Source organism: Streptomyces sp. NPDC050732 (assembly GCF_040654255.1).
Taxonomy (GTDB): Bacteria; Actinomycetota; Actinomycetes; order Streptomycetales; family Streptomycetaceae; genus Streptomyces.
Genome location: NZ_JBFAHP010000058.1, coordinates 20,865 through 35,407, shown reverse-complemented (window position 1 = coordinate 35,407; position 14,543 = coordinate 20,865). Strand labels below are relative to the sequence as shown.

At 67.9% G+C, this 14,543-nt stretch carries 16 protein-coding genes and 2 pseudogenes; 9 read left to right on the top strand and 9 right to left on the bottom strand.

Going from position 1 to position 14,543, the window contains the following annotated elements; genetic code table 11:
• Positions 1–260: 260 nt before the first annotated feature.
• Positions 261–884 (bottom strand): DUF305 domain-containing protein, encoded by a 624-nt coding sequence (locus AB0H82_RS35010; RefSeq protein WP_362999566.1) that lies wholly within the window; start codon positions 882–884, stop codon positions 261–263.
• The gene (locus tag AB0H82_RS35005) at positions 881–1,540 is read right to left on the bottom strand and encodes a DUF3105 domain-containing protein (RefSeq protein ID WP_362999565.1); all 660 of its coding nucleotides are present in this window, start codon (positions 1,538–1,540) and stop codon (positions 881–883) included. The genes AB0H82_RS35010 and AB0H82_RS35005 overlap by 4 nt, the downstream gene beginning before the upstream one ends.
• Before the next feature lie 136 nt (positions 1,541–1,676).
• Between AB0H82_RS35005 and AB0H82_RS35000 the strand changes: the two genes are divergently transcribed.
• Positions 1,677–2,147: an Rrf2 family transcriptional regulator gene (locus AB0H82_RS35000; protein WP_362999564.1), complete on the top strand. Its 471-nt coding sequence runs from the start codon at positions 1,677–1,679 to the stop codon at positions 2,145–2,147.
• A 42-nt stretch (positions 2,148–2,189) separates the two neighbouring features.
• Here AB0H82_RS35000 and AB0H82_RS34995 read toward each other — a convergent pair whose 3' ends face one another.
• Positions 2,190–3,452 (bottom strand): globin domain-containing protein, encoded by a 1,263-nt coding sequence (locus AB0H82_RS34995; RefSeq protein WP_362999563.1) that lies wholly within the window; start codon positions 3,450–3,452, stop codon positions 2,190–2,192.
• 355 nt (positions 3,453–3,807) lie between these two features.
• On the opposite strand from AB0H82_RS34995, the gene AB0H82_RS34990 reads away from it, so the two are divergent.
• On the top strand, positions 3,808–5,169 hold the full coding sequence (locus tag AB0H82_RS34990; RefSeq protein WP_055564891.1) for a glutamine synthetase family protein: 1,362 nt from the start codon (positions 3,808–3,810) through the stop codon (positions 5,167–5,169).
• Positions 5,170–5,347: 178 nt separating this feature from the next.
• Here the strand turns inward: AB0H82_RS34990 and AB0H82_RS34985 are convergent, their stop codons facing one another.
• Together AB0H82_RS34985 and AB0H82_RS34980 are read right to left on the bottom strand one after the other, a co-directional pair.
• A complete protein-coding gene (locus AB0H82_RS34985) occupies positions 5,348–5,593 on the bottom strand; it encodes a hypothetical protein (protein WP_362999562.1) in 246 nt (81 codons plus the stop codon).
• Positions 5,581–5,781, bottom strand: a complete 201-nt coding sequence (locus AB0H82_RS34980; protein WP_362999567.1) for a hypothetical protein — start codon at positions 5,779–5,781, stop codon at positions 5,581–5,583. The genes AB0H82_RS34985 and AB0H82_RS34980 overlap by 13 nt, the downstream gene beginning before the upstream one ends.
• A 245-nt stretch (positions 5,782–6,026) precedes the next feature.
• Here AB0H82_RS34980 and AB0H82_RS34975 point away from each other — a divergent pair, with 245 nt between their 5' ends.
• The 4 genes and pseudogenes from AB0H82_RS34975 to AB0H82_RS34960 all read left to right on the top strand — a co-directional run bounded on the left by AB0H82_RS34975 (position 6,027) and on the right by AB0H82_RS34960 (position 9,159).
• Complete coding sequence (locus AB0H82_RS34975; protein ID WP_362999561.1) at positions 6,027–6,773, top strand: helix-turn-helix domain-containing protein; 747 nt, start codon at positions 6,027–6,029, stop codon at positions 6,771–6,773.
• Positions 6,774–6,775: 2 nt separating this feature from the next.
• Positions 6,776–7,246 carry an NUDIX domain-containing protein gene (locus AB0H82_RS34970; RefSeq protein ID WP_362999560.1) on the top strand — a complete coding sequence of 157 codons (471 nt, stop codon included), beginning with the start codon at positions 6,776–6,778 and terminating at the stop codon, positions 7,244–7,246.
• Between the two features lie 413 nt (positions 7,247–7,659).
• Positions 7,660–7,977, top strand: a complete 318-nt coding sequence (locus AB0H82_RS34965; RefSeq protein ID WP_362999559.1) for a hypothetical protein — start codon at positions 7,660–7,662, stop codon at positions 7,975–7,977.
• A gap of 351 nt (positions 7,978–8,328) precedes the next feature.
• Positions 8,329–9,159: pseudogene (locus AB0H82_RS34960) on the top strand (IS5 family transposase).
• An 85-nt stretch (positions 9,160–9,244) separates the two neighbouring features.
• On the opposite strand, the gene AB0H82_RS34955 reads toward AB0H82_RS34960, so the two are convergent.
• Positions 9,245–9,814, bottom strand: coding sequence for a TetR/AcrR family transcriptional regulator (locus tag AB0H82_RS34955; RefSeq protein WP_362999558.1), 570 nt, complete (start codon positions 9,812–9,814; stop codon positions 9,245–9,247).
• 103 nt (positions 9,815–9,917) lie between these two features.
• Here AB0H82_RS34955 and AB0H82_RS34950 point away from each other — a divergent pair, with 103 nt between their 5' ends.
• Positions 9,918–10,829, top strand: a complete 912-nt coding sequence (locus tag AB0H82_RS34950; RefSeq protein ID WP_362999557.1) for a chlorophyllase — start codon at positions 9,918–9,920, stop codon at positions 10,827–10,829.
• Positions 10,830–11,289: 460 nt separating this feature from the next.
• Here the strand turns inward: AB0H82_RS34950 and AB0H82_RS34945 are convergent, their stop codons facing one another.
• Complete coding sequence (locus AB0H82_RS34945; RefSeq protein WP_362999556.1) at positions 11,290–12,387, bottom strand: DUF1152 domain-containing protein; 1,098 nt, start codon at positions 12,385–12,387, stop codon at positions 11,290–11,292.
• Positions 12,388–12,469: 82 nt separating this feature from the next.
• On the opposite strand from AB0H82_RS34945, the gene AB0H82_RS34940 reads away from it, so the two are divergent.
• Together AB0H82_RS34940 and AB0H82_RS34935 are read left to right on the top strand one after the other, a co-directional pair.
• Complete coding sequence (locus tag AB0H82_RS34940) at positions 12,470–13,210, top strand: GntR family transcriptional regulator (RefSeq protein WP_362999555.1); 741 nt, start codon at positions 12,470–12,472, stop codon at positions 13,208–13,210.
• 146 nt (positions 13,211–13,356) lie between these two features.
• Positions 13,357–13,743 carry an ATP-binding protein gene (locus tag AB0H82_RS34935; RefSeq protein WP_362999554.1) on the top strand — a complete coding sequence of 129 codons (387 nt, stop codon included), beginning with the start codon at positions 13,357–13,359 and terminating at the stop codon, positions 13,741–13,743.
• Here the strand turns inward: AB0H82_RS34935 and AB0H82_RS34930 are convergent.
• Both AB0H82_RS34930 and AB0H82_RS34925 read right to left on the bottom strand, forming a co-directional pair.
• Positions 13,740–13,823: pseudogene (locus tag AB0H82_RS34930) on the bottom strand (NUDIX hydrolase); the annotation flags it as partial. The gene AB0H82_RS34935 and the pseudogene AB0H82_RS34930 sit on opposite strands and share 4 nt — an antisense overlap.
• A 124-nt stretch (positions 13,824–13,947) precedes the next feature.
• The gene (locus tag AB0H82_RS34925; protein WP_362999553.1) at positions 13,948–14,385 is read right to left on the bottom strand and encodes a VOC family protein; all 438 of its coding nucleotides are present in this window, start codon (positions 14,383–14,385) and stop codon (positions 13,948–13,950) included.
• Positions 14,386–14,543: the final 158 nt, after the last annotated feature.

Sequence of the window (14,543 nt, the reverse complement as noted above, 5' to 3'; positions counted from 1 at the left end):
GCGAACGGAGCACCGAGCACACATCGGCGTCTTTGTCCGTGTGACGCGGCGCAGGGATGGCGAGTACGCACATACCCCCGCGGCCCCGCCCCACAGACGAACAGCAGGCGCAGACCCCGACCCGCGACGAACAGCAGGCGCAAACCCCGACCCGCGACGAACAGCAGGCGCAAACCCCGACCCGCGACGAACAGCAGGCGCAGACCCCGGCCCAAAGGCGAACACAAGGCGCCCCGCCCAGGCCCAGCGCCGGCGTCACCTCACGGCCTCGCCCCCCGCGCCTTCAGCAGCGTCGACATCAGAGCGATCTCCGACTCCTGCGACTCCACCATCCCCCGAGCCAGCCTCCGCTCCGCGGAAACCTCGCACCGGTCCACACACCCCTGCGCCATATGCACCCCACCCCGGTGGTGCCGCGTCATCAGCTGGAGGTACAGCACCTCCGCCTTCTTCCCGCTCAGCTTCCCCAGCCGTTCGAGCTCCGCCCCCGTAGCCATCCCCGGCATCAGCGCCCCGTCCTCGCCCGGCGGCATGTCGCCCATGCCCATCCACTCCATCGGAGCCCCGTCCGGCACCTTCGGCAGCTCCCACAGGTCCAGCCACCCGAGCAGCATGCCGCGCTGATTGGCCTGGGTCTGCGCGATGTCGTACGCGAGGCGCCGCACCTCCTCGTCGTCGGTCCGGTCGCGCACGATGTACGACATCTCCACGGCCTGCTGGTGGTGGACGGCCATGTCCCGCGCGAACCCCGCGTCGGCCGACGAACTCGCGGGCGAGTCACCCGAGTCGGAGGAGTCCGTGGCGGCGACCGCCGCCGTGATGCCGCCCCCGGCGACGACCGCGGCGACGACGCCCCCGACGAGCCAGTTGGTACGCCGCCTCACTGCGCCATCCCGCTCGTGCACGCCGCCCCGGGCTCCGGCGTCTGCTTGCCCTGGACGTACTTGGAGAAGAACTCCTTGACCTTCGGGTCGTCCGCGCCCGAGACCGTCCGCTGGTGGGCCCAGGCGGTCAGCATGACGGGGTCCTTCTGGTCCTTGACCGGGCTCATCAGCGAGTACGGCGTCGCCTTGACCTTCGCTTCGAGCTTCTTCAGGTCGGCCGGCTTCGCCTTGTCGTTGTACGTGACCCAGACGGCACCGTGCTCAAGGGAGTGCACGGCGTTCACCTCCGGGATCTCCTTCTCGTAGACGTCGCCGTTGCAGTTCATCCACACCTGATTGTGGTCCCCGCCGACGGGCGGCGTCATGGGGTAGTCCACTTTCTTCGTGACGTGCGTACGGCCGAGTTTGCCCCAGACCTTCTCGCCGTCGGCGGAGACCTTGTACTTCGGCCAGCCCTTCGCGTCGTCCTTCGGACCGGAGTCGTCGGACGCGTTGTCGAAGAGGAAGAAGCCGCCCACGCCGAGCGCCACGACGAGGACCGCGCCGAGGGTGATCGTCAGGACCCGGCCCCGCCGGTCACGCGCACGGTCCGCCCGGCGCATCTCCTCTATCCGGGCCTTGCGGGAAGCGTTGCTCGTGTTCTTGGCGGAACCCATGATGTGTCCTTCTGCGGAAAGGGCCGAACGGGACGACGAACGAGTCCGCTGATCGTAATGCGAGGGAGGCCCACTACTACAGGGCGTCCGAGCGCGGAATTTGAGCCAGGGATGCGCATTACCTACGCTCGGAGGCATGCGGCTCATGCGATCCACCGACCTGGCGCTGCGCACCCTCATGCGCCTGGCCGTGGTGAGCGACGCGGCCTCCACGACGGCGGCCTCCACGGCCGCCCCAACGACGCGCGAGGTGGCCGCCGACATGGCGGTGCCGTACACCCATGAGACGAAGGTCGTCGCCGAGCTCCAGAAGATGGGCCTGCTGGAGGCCCGCAGGGGCAGGGGCGGCGGGCTCGCGCTGACGGAGGCGGGCCGCCGGGCGTCGGTCGGCGCGCTGGTGCGGGCCTTCGAGGGCACGGGCGACGTGGTGGACTGCGAGGGCGGCGGCACGCCGTGTCCGCTGAACTCGGCATGCCGCCTGCGGGACGCGCTGCGCAGGGCGCAGGAGGCCTTCTACGCCTCGCTGGACGGGCTGACGGTGGCGGACATCGTGGCGGCGCCCACGGGCCCGCTGCTCCTGGACATCACGACCCGCGACGCCACCTGAGCCGGCCTGCGCGTCCTCCTCAGCTCCTCAGCTCCTCGCTCCTCAGCCCTGCGCCAGCCACAGATCGGGCCCGAACACCTCGTAGTGGATGTCCGAGGCGGCGACCCCGCGCGCGATCAGCTGGGAACGTACCGTCCGCATGAACGGCAGCGGCCCGCACAGGTACGCGCGCGTGCCCGGCGCGACCGCGGGAAGCGCCGCCAGATCGGCGAACCCCGTGAGCTCTGAGGGGTGTCCCGCCGCGGGCCGCTCATAGAAGAAGTACGCGGTGCCGTCCGGGAGTTTGCCGGTGTACGCCTCGTGGTCGGCGCGGAGTGCGTGGTCCGCGGGGGAGCGGTCGGCGTGCACGACCGTGACGGGTCCGCGGTGGCCGGCGGTGGCGAGCTGCTCCAGCATGGCGATCATCGGGGTGACGCCGATGCCCGCGGAGGCGAGCAGCAGCGGAACGCCCGCGTCCGCGTCCGTCTCGTGGAGGACGAGGTCTCCGTACGGCGGGGAGACGCGCAGGACGTCCCCTTCGCGCACGCGCGCGTGCAGGTGATTCGAGACCTCGCCTTCGGGCGTCCCGGGCGCCCCCACGCCCCCCGGCACCCGCTTCACACTGATCTGCCGTATCGGGGAGCCAGAGCCGGAGCCGGCAGCCATGCCCGCCGCCCCGATTCCGCCCGACAAGCTGTACTGCCGTATCTGACGTGCCCCGTCCGCGAGTTCGACCTGAACGGACACGTACTGCCCCGCGCGGAAGCCCGGCACGGCCTGCGCCCCGTCGACGGGACGCAGGCGAAACGTGGCGACGTCGTCCGTCTCCTCGACGCGCTCCACGACTTCCCACTCGCGCCAGGTGTCGGCGCCCGCCGTGACGCCCTGTTCGGCGTAGAGGCGGGCCTCGATGGCGATGAGGGCGTTGGCCATGAGCCAGTAGACGTCGTCCCAGGCGGCGGCGACCTCGGGCGTGACCGCGTCGCCCAGCACCTCGACGATGGCGGCGAAGAGGTGCCGGTGCACCGTCCCGTACTGGTCGGGGGCGACACCGAGCGAGGCGTGCTTGTGCGCGATGCGGTTGAGCATGACGTCCGGCCGCTCGTCGGGGTGCTCCACCAGGTGGACCGCGAAGGCGGCGATGGAGCCGGCCAGGGCCTGCCGCTGGGTTCCGGCGGCCTGGTTGCCCCGGTTGAACAGGTCCCGCAGAAGCTCAGGATGGGCCTCGAAGAGCCGTGCGTAGAACCGCTCGGTTATCTCCCCGATGGCGGCCCCGACGACGGGCAGGGTGGCACGGACGGTCGCGGCGGACTGCTCGGACAGCAACGGGACTCCTCAGCTCCGGGGAGATACGCCTCCCTTGTCTGTTTTCAGACCGTAGAAAACTTGCATCTCATATGCAAGTTAACGCCGTCGGCGGCCGGAGGCGACGCGGAGAGAGATCCACGGCCCGCTGTTACCGAGCCGCCGCGAAGCAGGCACTATGGGCACAGAGCTCGGACACACAACACAGACACACAGCACGGACACAGCGCGGCGGACGCGACGGCACGGAGCCCGCAACGCGTTCGAAACCGCGGAGTGGGATGCTCGGGTGTCAATGTGTCCCGAGCGTGCCCAGAGTGTGTCCCGCGGCACGGACGCAGGTGGCCTGACCAGCAAGGATGGGTGGAAGCGGAAGATGAACAAGCAGCAGGAATTCGTGCTCCGTACGTTGGAGGAGCGCGACATCCGGTTCGTGCGCCTGTGGTTCACGGACGTCCTCGGCTTCCTGAAGTCGGTGGCGGTGGCCCCGGCCGAGCTGGAGCAGGCCTTCGACGAGGGCATCGGCTTCGACGGTTCGGCCATCGAGGGCTTCGCCCGGGTGTACGAGTCGGACATGATCGCCAAGCCGGACCCGTCCACCTTCCAGGTGCTGCCCTGGCGCGCGGAGGCTCCGGGCACGGCCCGCATGTTCTGCGACATCCTGATGCCGGACGGCTCCCCGTCCTTCGCGGACCCCCGTTACGTACTGAAGAGGGCCCTCGCCAAGACCTCCGACCTGGGCTTCACCTTCTACACCCACCCGGAGATCGAGTTCTTCCTCCTGAAGGACAAGCCGCTGGACGGCTCGCGGCCCACCCCCGCCGACAACTCCGGCTACTTCGACCACACCCCGCAGAACGTGGGCATGGACTTCCGCCGCCAGGCCATCACCATGCTCGAATCCATGGGCATCTCGGTGGAGTTCAGCCACCACGAGGGCGCCCCCGGCCAGCAGGAGATCGACCTCCGCTACGCCGACGCGCTCTCCACGGCCGACAACATCATGACCTTCCGCCTGGTCATGAAGCAGGTCGCGCTCGAACAGGGCGTCCAGGCGACCTTTATGCCGAAACCGTTCTCCGAACACCCGGGCTCGGGCATGCACACGCACCTCTCCCTCTTCGAGGGCGACCGCAACGCGTTCTACGAGTCGGGTGCCGAGTACCAGCTCTCCAAGGTCGGCCGCTCCTTCATCGCGGGCCTGCTGCGGCACGCCGCGGAGATCTCGGCCGTCACCAACCAGTGGGTGAACTCCTACAAGCGCATCTGGGGCGGCTCCGAGCGCACCGCGGGCGCGGGCGGCGAGGCCCCCTCGTACATCTGCTGGGGCCACAACAACCGCTCGGCCCTGATCCGCGTCCCGATGTACAAGCCGGGCAAGACCGGCTCGGCACGGGTCGAGGTCCGCTCGATCGACTCCGGCGCCAACCCCTACCTGACCTACGCGGTGCTGCTCGCCGCCGGCCTGAAGGGCATCGAGGAGGGCTACGAACTCCCGCCGGGCGCGGACGACGACGTATGGGCGCTCCGCGACGCGGAACGCCGCGCCCTGGGCATCGAACCGCTCCCGCAGAACCTCGGCGAGGCCATCGCCCTCATGGAGAAGTCCGAACTGGTAGCCGAAACCCTCGGCGAGCACGTCTACGACTTCTTCCTCCGCAACAAGAAGCAGGAGTGGGAGGAGTACAGGTCGGAGGTCACGGCCTTCGAACTCCGCAAGAACCTGCCGGTGCTGTAGACACAGGTCAGAGCAGGTCAGAGCACTCTTCGCCCGCTTCACCAAGAGGGCCCACGGTCGCCGACCCTGGGCCCTCTCGGCTGTCTGCCTGGGGCTGGGCCGTCTGGCGCACGACCGAGCTACCAAACCGGACCCCATGGGGACGGGCACTCCCCTGGCCTGCTGGGGGTTCGGCGCATCAAGTCCGCCTCCAGGTCCGCCAAGGCCGCGTGATGATCTCGCGGTAGGTGTGGTGCGAAGGATGCTGGCCGCAGTGCTTCAGAACCCAGTCCTGCGGCTCCGCGAAGTCCTCACTGGCCGGTGACGTCTCACCATCCACAGCGCATTGCATGGCGTACGTTGTCGGCTCCGCATCCGGTTCCCGGTCGGGTTCGACGGTCCATGTCTCATGCCGCAGGACGGCCCGGATGCTCACAGTCCCCACCTCCCGTTGCTCAAGGAGGCCGTGTTGGCCATGGACACCTTCGCGCTCAGGTCCTCGGCTTGAGTAGGCAGGCGGAGCGCTTCGGGCGGGACGTCCCATTCCGTGCCGCCGCGAGGTGGGCGGAGCTGCACGTAGGGACCCTCGTGTCCCATGACGACGCCCGCTTTGCCAGTGCGCTTATCCACCATGAGGACGCCGATAGTCGGAGGGTCCGCGTTGTCGCTCACTTCTGCTGTCTCCTCGCCGTGGGGACGAACCGGCGCGGAACCGGAGTGCCGTGTCACTCGACAAGCAGCCAGCACCCGTCCGTGCTCATGCGGAGAAGCATCAGGCCGACCGGTAGGACCTAGAAACCACCCCCAAAACCCACTTCGGGACGTCCTGCGTCGGGTAGAACGTCCCTAGTGCCGTCCCAAGACTCGGGGGGAAACTCGTGCAGAACGAGCGACTACGTGCCGTCATGGCGGCCGGAGGTTGGACGTACGCCGCCCTGGCAAAGGCCGTCGAGGTCGACCCGAAGTCCGTCGAGCGATGGGTGAATCTGGGCCGTACGCCGCGCCGTGCCACAGCCTTGCAGGCGGCTGAAGCCCTAGGAGAAGACGTGCACGCACTCTGGCCGGCACTTCGGCAGGCCCGCGCCGCCCGCGCAATCAGCCCGGAACTCGTCGCACTCTACGAACAGCGTGCGGACCTCCCCGTGTCCACTTTCGTCGACATGATGACGCAGGCGTGCGAGCGCATTGACGTGCTGGTGTACGCGGCCGTCTTCCTGCACGAGGCGTACCCCCGGCTCAACGATCTGCTGCGTGAGCGAGCCGCCGAAGGCTGCACTGTTCGCATCGCGGTGGGTGACGCCGACAGCCCTAACGTCCAGGCGCGCGGTCAGGAGGAGAAGTTCGGGCACGGCATCGAGTCGCGGTGCCGACTCGCCCTGATGCACTACAGCTCTTTGACCGGCGTGTCCGGCATCGAGATAAGGACCCACGAAACGACGCTCTACAACTCCTTGTACCGCGCCGATGACCAGCTGCTGGTCAACGCCCACGTCTGGGGCGTGAACGCATACGGTGCCCCTGTGTGGCATGTCCGCCGAAACGGGGAAGGCGGCATGTTCGACACCTACGCCCAGAGCTTCGACGCGGTCTGGGCGACGGCGGAGCCGGTGCAGCAGGAGGAGTGACCATGGCGCGGACCGAGTACTACGACGACCCGAACGCACCGAAGCCGAACAGCATGGTGGTCGCGGCCTCTGCAGTCGTCACCGACGAGCAGGGGCGCATCCTGCTCCAGCGCCGTCGTGACAACGACCTGTGGGCCCTGCCCGGCGGCGGAATGGACCTCACCGACTCCCTACCCGGCACGGCGGTCCGCGAGGTCAAGGAAGAGACCGGCCTCGACGTTGAAATCACAGGCCTGGTCGGTACGTACACCGACCCGAAGCACATCATCGCGTACACGGACGGCGAGGTCCGGCGCCAGTTCAACGTCTGCTTCACCGCTCGAACTGTCGGCGGCCGGCTCGCGATCTCCAACGAGTCGACGGAACTCCGGTTTGTCCGTCCGGAGGACCTTGAGGAGCTGGCGATGCACCACACGCAGCGGCTCAGGCTCCGGCACTTCTTGGAGCACCGCGAGCGCCCATATCTCGGCTGACGGTGACGGATCACAGTAGTAGCTCGGCGTCGAGCGATAGTAGCTGTCGCCGCAGGCCTCGCATACGCCACTCAACACGCTTTCCAACGTGTGCAGGGCGCACATTGGCCGATCGCCTGAAGTGATCTCGTCTGGGCTCTCATGATGATCCAGTGTCTGCTGAAACTGCGTTCACTGTGGCTAGTATTGCTTGTCAGTCCCTCGGCCTGGCCGCTGCTGCTGACGGCTTCCGCCGAACCTTCAAGAGCTCTGCCGCGCCCGGTGAACGGTTCTTCAAGCGGGTGCTAGCGACCGAAGCCGCGATGGTGCGCCGGTGGTGGACTGCGCTTGTTCGTGGGGTGCGTCGCTTACTAAGGCGTCCTTCCCCTTCCGTGACGGGGACTCTCGGAACGGCTCTGGAAGTCTCGGCCGCAATGAACGTACGCGGCCTCTTCCAGTTCGGCCCGCTGCCGGACGCGACACAAGATGCAGCAGCCTTCGCGACCGAGATCGAGCGCCGCCTGAACCGGGTTTACCGACTCGCTCAGGATGTTGAGCACAACCTCAAAGAGGAAGAGGACTCTCGCCGCAGGGCAGACCAACGAGTCGCTTCGGAACTGGAGACCCGCATCTTGTCCTTGGACGAAGAGGCCAAGCACGGCGACATTCGCGGTTTGCACGAGCAGGTGCTCGGCTGGTTCTTCGTCGTACTCGGTCTTGTGGCTCAAGCCTTGGCCGACCTGGTGCTCTGAGCAAATGTCCCTCTGAAACTCGAAGTTCCGACGAGGGCCTAGCGCCCTCGCCACCAATGACCCGTAGCCCGCCGTCCCCCTCACCTTGTACTCGCTTGCGTCATCCATGGGCGGCGCAAGTCCCCGACGGCTCACGGCCTCCCCGGCGCGCATCACCTGGAAGTTCAGGGATGCGAATGTCAGAGGTGTCTCGTAACCTCCCGATTGGGATTGGACGTCAACTCTGCCGCCTAGGAGAGTCATTGAGCAGCTTGGGAGATCCGAGTGTGTGGTTTGCGCCGGTGCTCTGATTGGCGGGAGCCCTAGGCCGTGTATCGAAAGTGGATCATGAGTTGTGAATGATCACAGTTCATGGGTCGGGGAGATCTCACGGATGAGCAGTGGGCGGTGCTGGAGCCGTTGTTGCCGAAGGGAATGAAGCCGGGGCGGCCGCCCGTCTGGTCTCGCCGACGGTTGATTGACGGCATAAGGTTCCGGGTCCGGACCGGTGTTCCGTGGCGGGACGTCCCCGTCGAGTACGGACCGTGTGGCCGGGTCTACGACCTGTTCCGCCGGTGGCAGCGGAACGGACCTGGCACCGGATCCTCACCCGCCTTCAGTCCCTGGCCGACGCGAAGGGTGTGATCGACTGGGACCTGGGCGTCGACTCCACGGTCTGCCGCGCCCACCAGCATGCGACCGAGCTTCCTGGTCACGGACCGGGACGGTCGCGCGGCGGGTTCACCACCAAGCTGCACCTGGCCGTCGAGCAGGGCCAAAAGCCCAGGTCGTTCGTGATCACGGCAGGACAGCGGGGGGGGGGGGGGGGGCTCACCGCAGTTCGCACCCGTCCTGGCAAAAGTCCGCGTGCCCCGCAGCGGGCCGGGTCGGCCACGCGTCCGTCCCCGACGGGTCCGCGCCGACAAGGCGTACGCCTCGCGCAGAAACCGCATCTACCTGCGCCGTCGCGGAATCCGCTGCACCATACCCAACAAGGCCGACCAGGCACGCAATCGCCAAAAGCTCGGCTCCCGTGGCGGTCGGCCACCCCGTTTCGATCCGGCCGACTACCGCAAGCGTCACGCGGTCGAGTGCGGGATCAACCGCCTCAAGAGGCACCGCGCCGTTGCCACGCGATACGACAAGCTCGCGGTCCGCTACGAGGCAGCCGTCCTTGTCGCAGCCATCAACGAGTGGCTGTGACTCCGGCCGTCACGCGGTGGTCGCCACGGCGCTACGTTCCAGGCAGAGATCGATGTTGCGCACAGCGGGCGGCCGGATCCTGCCCCTATGCCTTGCGACGGCATCCGGCGAGGAGGGTTGCGACCATGTGCTTGGCGTCGGCCTGGTCGTAGTCGGGGCCGGTGATACAGAGGTTCCCGATGGCACGCATGAGGGTGTAGGCGGTGATGCCGGGGCTGAGTTCGTCGGCGGCGGCGCAGGCGTCGAGCAGCGTTGCGCAGGCCGGGACCAGAGTGTCGAGCATGAGGGCGTGGAGGTTCTCCAGCCCTGGATCACCGGACCCCAGGGCGGCACCGAGGCCGTGCTTGGTCACCAGGAACTCCACGAACGCGTCCGCCCAGCAGGTCAGGGCGGTGAACGGGGAGGCTGATTCCTCCAGGAGCTGGGGCGCGAGTGCGGTGCATGTGTCGATCTGGTGCCGGTAGACGGCGGTGACGAGGTCCGCCCGGGTCGGGAAGTTTCGGTAGATCGTGCCGACGCCGACGCCGGCGCGTTCGGCGATGTCGCGGATGGGGGCTTGGACGCCCTGGTCCACGAAGACCGCTGATGCGGCCGCCAGCACGCCGCTGCGGGTGCGCTGCGCCTGTGCTTGGCGTACTCCGACCGCTTCGGGCACGAGACCCTCCCTTTACTCGCGGAACAATGTTCCGCTAAATTGGCGGAACGGCGTTCCGCCAAAGTATGGCAGAGCGATCCCATGGAGAAAGTACAGGTCCCCCATGTCTTCCAGCCCTCTCAACCAGCGGATCGTCGCGGTCAAGCCCATCACCGTTCCCGTGCCCGGCCGCAGCGTCGACCTCCAGGTGAAGGTCACCGCTCCACTGTCAGGGCAGAACCTTCCCGTCATCGTGTTCTCCCACGGCAACGCATGGTCCCTGGACGGATACGAACCCCTTGTCGACCGGTGGGCAGCTGCCGGATTCATCGTCGTGCAGCCCACCCACCTGGACTCCCGCCGCAACGGCATCGAGTGGGACGACCCGCGCTTCGCCAGCATCTGGCGCGTCCGGATCGCCGACCTCCACGCGGTCCTCGACGGCCTCGGCGACATCCTTCCCCAGGTCGGCGGAGTGGAGACCCGCGTCGACCATGAGCACATCGCGGTCGTCGGCCACTCCTGGGGCGCCCAGACCGCCGGCGTGATCCTCGGCGCGCGCGTGCTCGACGCCGACGGCATTCCCGGAGAGGACTTCTCCCACTCCGCGGTCTCGGCCGGCGCGCTGATTGCCGCGACCGGAACCGGCGACACCCTCACCCCGTTCGCCGCGGAACACCTTCCGTTCATGCGGCCGGACTACTCCACCATGACCACCCCCGCCCTGGTCATCGCGGGCGGCAAGGACCAGTCCCAGCTCTCCACCCGGGGACCGGAGTGGTTTACCGACGCCTACCACCTCAGCCCGTCCCCGAAGAGCCTGCTCACCATCGCCGAGGGCGAGCACACCCTCGGCGGCCTCGCCGGCGAGAAGGTCGCCGAGACCACCGACGAGGACCCCGCCCGCGTCGCCCTCGTCGCCGACGCGATCTCCGCCTACCTCCACGACGCCTTCAAGCTCAACGACGCCGCGTGGACCGCACTCGACAACGCCGCTGCGGCTGGCGACGGCACATGGAGCATCACCAGCAAGTGAACCCAACCAGACCGCGCTGTCGACCGAGCCGGGTGCGGGCGGGACGGGCCCCCTGGTCCACACCAACCGCGACTGCCCGCGCCGACGGGGAGTCTGCTCGTCGCACCTGCACTGGCGGCAAGCTCGCCGGACTGCGTTTGTCCGTGCCATCGCTGCTGTGCGCAAGGCTGAGTCCCTCCGCGATCTTGCTACCGGGGAGCAGGCCCAAGTGCATGGCGGGACCCCAGAGGAGGTTTCTTCCTTCAACCGGGCTGTGAGAGAACGGGGCCTTGAGCGGTTCATCAACGCTATGTACGAGGGTGATCCGATTGGCCCTGGCCCTATCCGTGTGTGGGCGGGCGTCGGCGCAGCCGGGGCAGAGCGGGCCGAAGGCAGGAGCGGCAGCCCCGAGCGGAGCCGTGAGCCCGCCCGGCGGCGCGGAGCGGCGCCGGGTACTTGAATCAGCAGAGTAAGTCGCATCTCAGGCGTCGCCTGAGATGCGCCAGAGCGGTGCTTCGTACTGGAGTGGGCGACGACTGATCAGCAGATCGCGGAGAGGCTGTCGTTGTTTGCCGTCGAAGCCCAGCGCTTCGGTGAGTCTGCGGAACGTCGTGTGCGTGATGCCACGCCGGCGGGCGGCTGCCTCGAACTCGTCGAGGCGGTGGAGTGTGCGGCCGGGGTCGAGCTTGTGGGCTGGTTGGGTCGCGCGTCGGCTCGCCTTGTTGCGCTCGTAGTCGATTTCCGAGCAGCCACAGATCTCTCGGCTGTGCTGCTCCGCCTCGGTGAGGGTTTTCGTGGTGAGGAGAGCGCGGGCCAGCTCGTTTCGGTGCAACGCCTGATCCAGGGACGCTTCGTGGAGGGTGGCGCTCTGGTCCGTGAGTGGGACCGGTAGGCCGGCGTCTCTGACTTCGCACAGGCCGCGGACCCCGCGCGCTGCGGCGGCCAGCATGCCCGTGGCCTCGGAAGGGTGCCATTCCAGTACCGAGCTGATCGGTTCGATGTGTTTGCTCGTTAATGTCAGGGCCGGTGGGCCCATGCGGTCGGCCAAGTCTTCGGCCGGGATCTCGCCGTCCAGCCCTGGGCCGGCAATCAAGAGTCGGACGCAGGCGCCGAGTTGCGAGCACGCGGAGAGCGTGAGCGCGTCTGCAAGGGGGCTTCGAAGTGTCGGCTCGTCGCCCTTGGCGAGGATGTCGCCGCCGACGTCCAGGAGATCGATGGACTCGGGGTTCAAGTGGTGCACCAGTGAGGTGATTTGGTGCGCGACGCCCTCGGCGCCGTGTCTGGGGTCGATCAGCGCGAAGGTGTGGGGGAGTTCGCTCGCCAACCGGGGGAGCGTGGAGCCTGCTGGTGCGATCGGCCTCGCGGTCGGCGGGACCGCCCAGACGCTTCGCGTGAGGGGGGCCAGCCCCTTGAAATCGTCCGGCCCTCGGGGGCCCGGCACCGGGTCGACGAGCAGCCGGTCCCACGCGTACGTGAGGATCACCGCTGGACTTCCGCTGTCCCCGTACAGGGCTGCGTCAACCATCGAGGCGGCGACGGCGTCGCCCCCTCCTCCGGCTGCCACGATCAAGCGTGTCACCCGCCTCAGCGTAGGCGTTCGCGTGTTGACCACTCACCCTATAGTGGCCACTGGCCATAGCCACTTAGCAAGGGGAGATCCGATGCCGCAGATCGAAGAGGTTCAGCCCAAGTACCTTCAGATCGCACACCACATCCGCGATCAGATCCTGCGAGGCGACCTGAGGCCGGGTGACGAGGTTCCGTCCGAACGGCAACTTGCCGCCGCCTGGGCGGTGTCACGGCCGACGGCTGCCCGATCGCTGGAGGTGCTGAGCCATCAGGGGCTGGTCGAGAAGCGGCAGGGGTCGGGCACCTACGTCCGCGGCCTTGCCGTCAATCGCCGGGCTCGGGAGCTTTACGGGCGCGCGAGGCAGACCGGCAAGATTTACACGCCCGGCGAGTACGCGGTGATCACCTCGGCCGGTTGGCTGGAGGCCCCGGACCATGTGGTCGAGGCGCTGAGCCTGTCGCCCGGGTCCCGTGCCGTTCATCGTCGCCGCGTGACCAAGGACGCGTCCGGGCCGATCGCGATCTCCACCTCGTGGTTCAGCGGCGATGTCGGTGAGCGTGCGCCCAAGCTCCTCGATCCTGAACGCATTCAGGAAGGCACCCTCATGTACGTCGAGAACATGACGGGTCGCCAAGGGAGTTACGCGGAGGATCGCATGTGCGCTCGGCTGGCGACCGAAGACGAGGTCTCGGACCTCGCACTCGCCTCTGGGTCTGCTGTCTTGGTTTGCCGTCACGTTGTCTATGACGTGCAGGATCGCCCCCTGGAGTTCGCCGAGGCCACGTACCCGCCCGGCCGTTGGGCGTTCGAGCAGGGGTACCCGATCGGTTAGAGAATCCCGCCCCTCGGTGCGAACCGCTTGTGACCTCAAGTGGCCAATGCCACTATCCAGTAAGTGGCTAAGGCCACTTCACAGGAGGAGTGGTGCTCATGACGGATGTGTGTGGTCGCCCGGAGGGGGCTTGCCCGCTCGGGGGCATGACTCTCTATCCCGTTCCCGAGTCCGTCGCTCGGGCGCGGCGGTGGTTTCGCAACTTCACAGCCTCGTACGACCTGACCTGCTCGGTCGACGACTGCCTCCTGATGCTCTCGGAGCTGGTGACGAACGCTGTCCTCTACGGCGAGGCCGAGGAGTCCTGGAGAGTGCGCGTCGAGTGGTGGCGTGAAGGAGAAGCCCTGGGGGTGGACGTGCACAACCCAGGGTTCCCGGCTGACGTTCGGCGACGTGATCCTGACGCGGATGACGCGCATGGGAGGGGACTGCTCCTGGTCGATGCGCTGTCGGACTCCTGGTGTGCCGGGCCCAGTCGTTTCGGTGGCACTGTCGTCTCTTTCAGGGTCGATGCGGCCTGGAAGCCGCGTTAGATGAGCCCTACGCCATCGTGGGTGCGGACAGCCGACGGGGACGTCTCGTCGAGTGGGTCCAGGACGCGGATCGCGTATGCCGCCGTCGGCGGATTCGGGGAGTACCGCTCTGAAGTCACCGCGTTCGAGCCCCGCAAGAACCTGCCGGTGCGTGTAGTCGCGGGACGGGGACGCCGGGCGGGGCAGCCCGGCGTCCCCGGCCGGTCAGGCCTTCGGCACGATCGCGTCCCGCAGCGAGGTGGTCGCCCGCACCCGGTACTCCTGGATCGCCCACCCGTTCCCGTCCGGGTCCGAGAAGTACATGAACGTGCCGCCGTCCTGCGGCGCGTGCTGCACCGGCTCGGAGACGTCGAGCCCGCGCGCGACCAGCTCCGCGTGCGCCGCCTTCGCGTCGGCGACGCACAGCTGCAGGCCCTGGTAGGAACCGGAGGCCGGCCGCGGTCCTGCCATCGTCTCCCAGAGCGCGTCGCCCGCCAAGGCGATGGAACAGCCCGAGCCCGGTGGGGTCAGCTGGACGATGCGCATGCCCGGCATGACCTCCGTGTCGATGTCGACGTGGAAGCCGAGCTTGTCGCGGTAGAACTCCATGGACCGGTCGATGTCGGAGACCGGCAGCGGGATCACTTCGAGTGTGTATTCCATGGGCCGCAGTACATCAGGGAGTTGGGGCCGTGTCAGCGTTCCGCGAGGTCGTGGCCCGCCACTCGGGCGTACGGTCCCCGGGCCGGCCGCTGGATCACGGGCCGCGCGCTCCTCGAAGAGGCGAAGAGGCGGTTCGAAGAGGCGGTTCGAAGGGACGG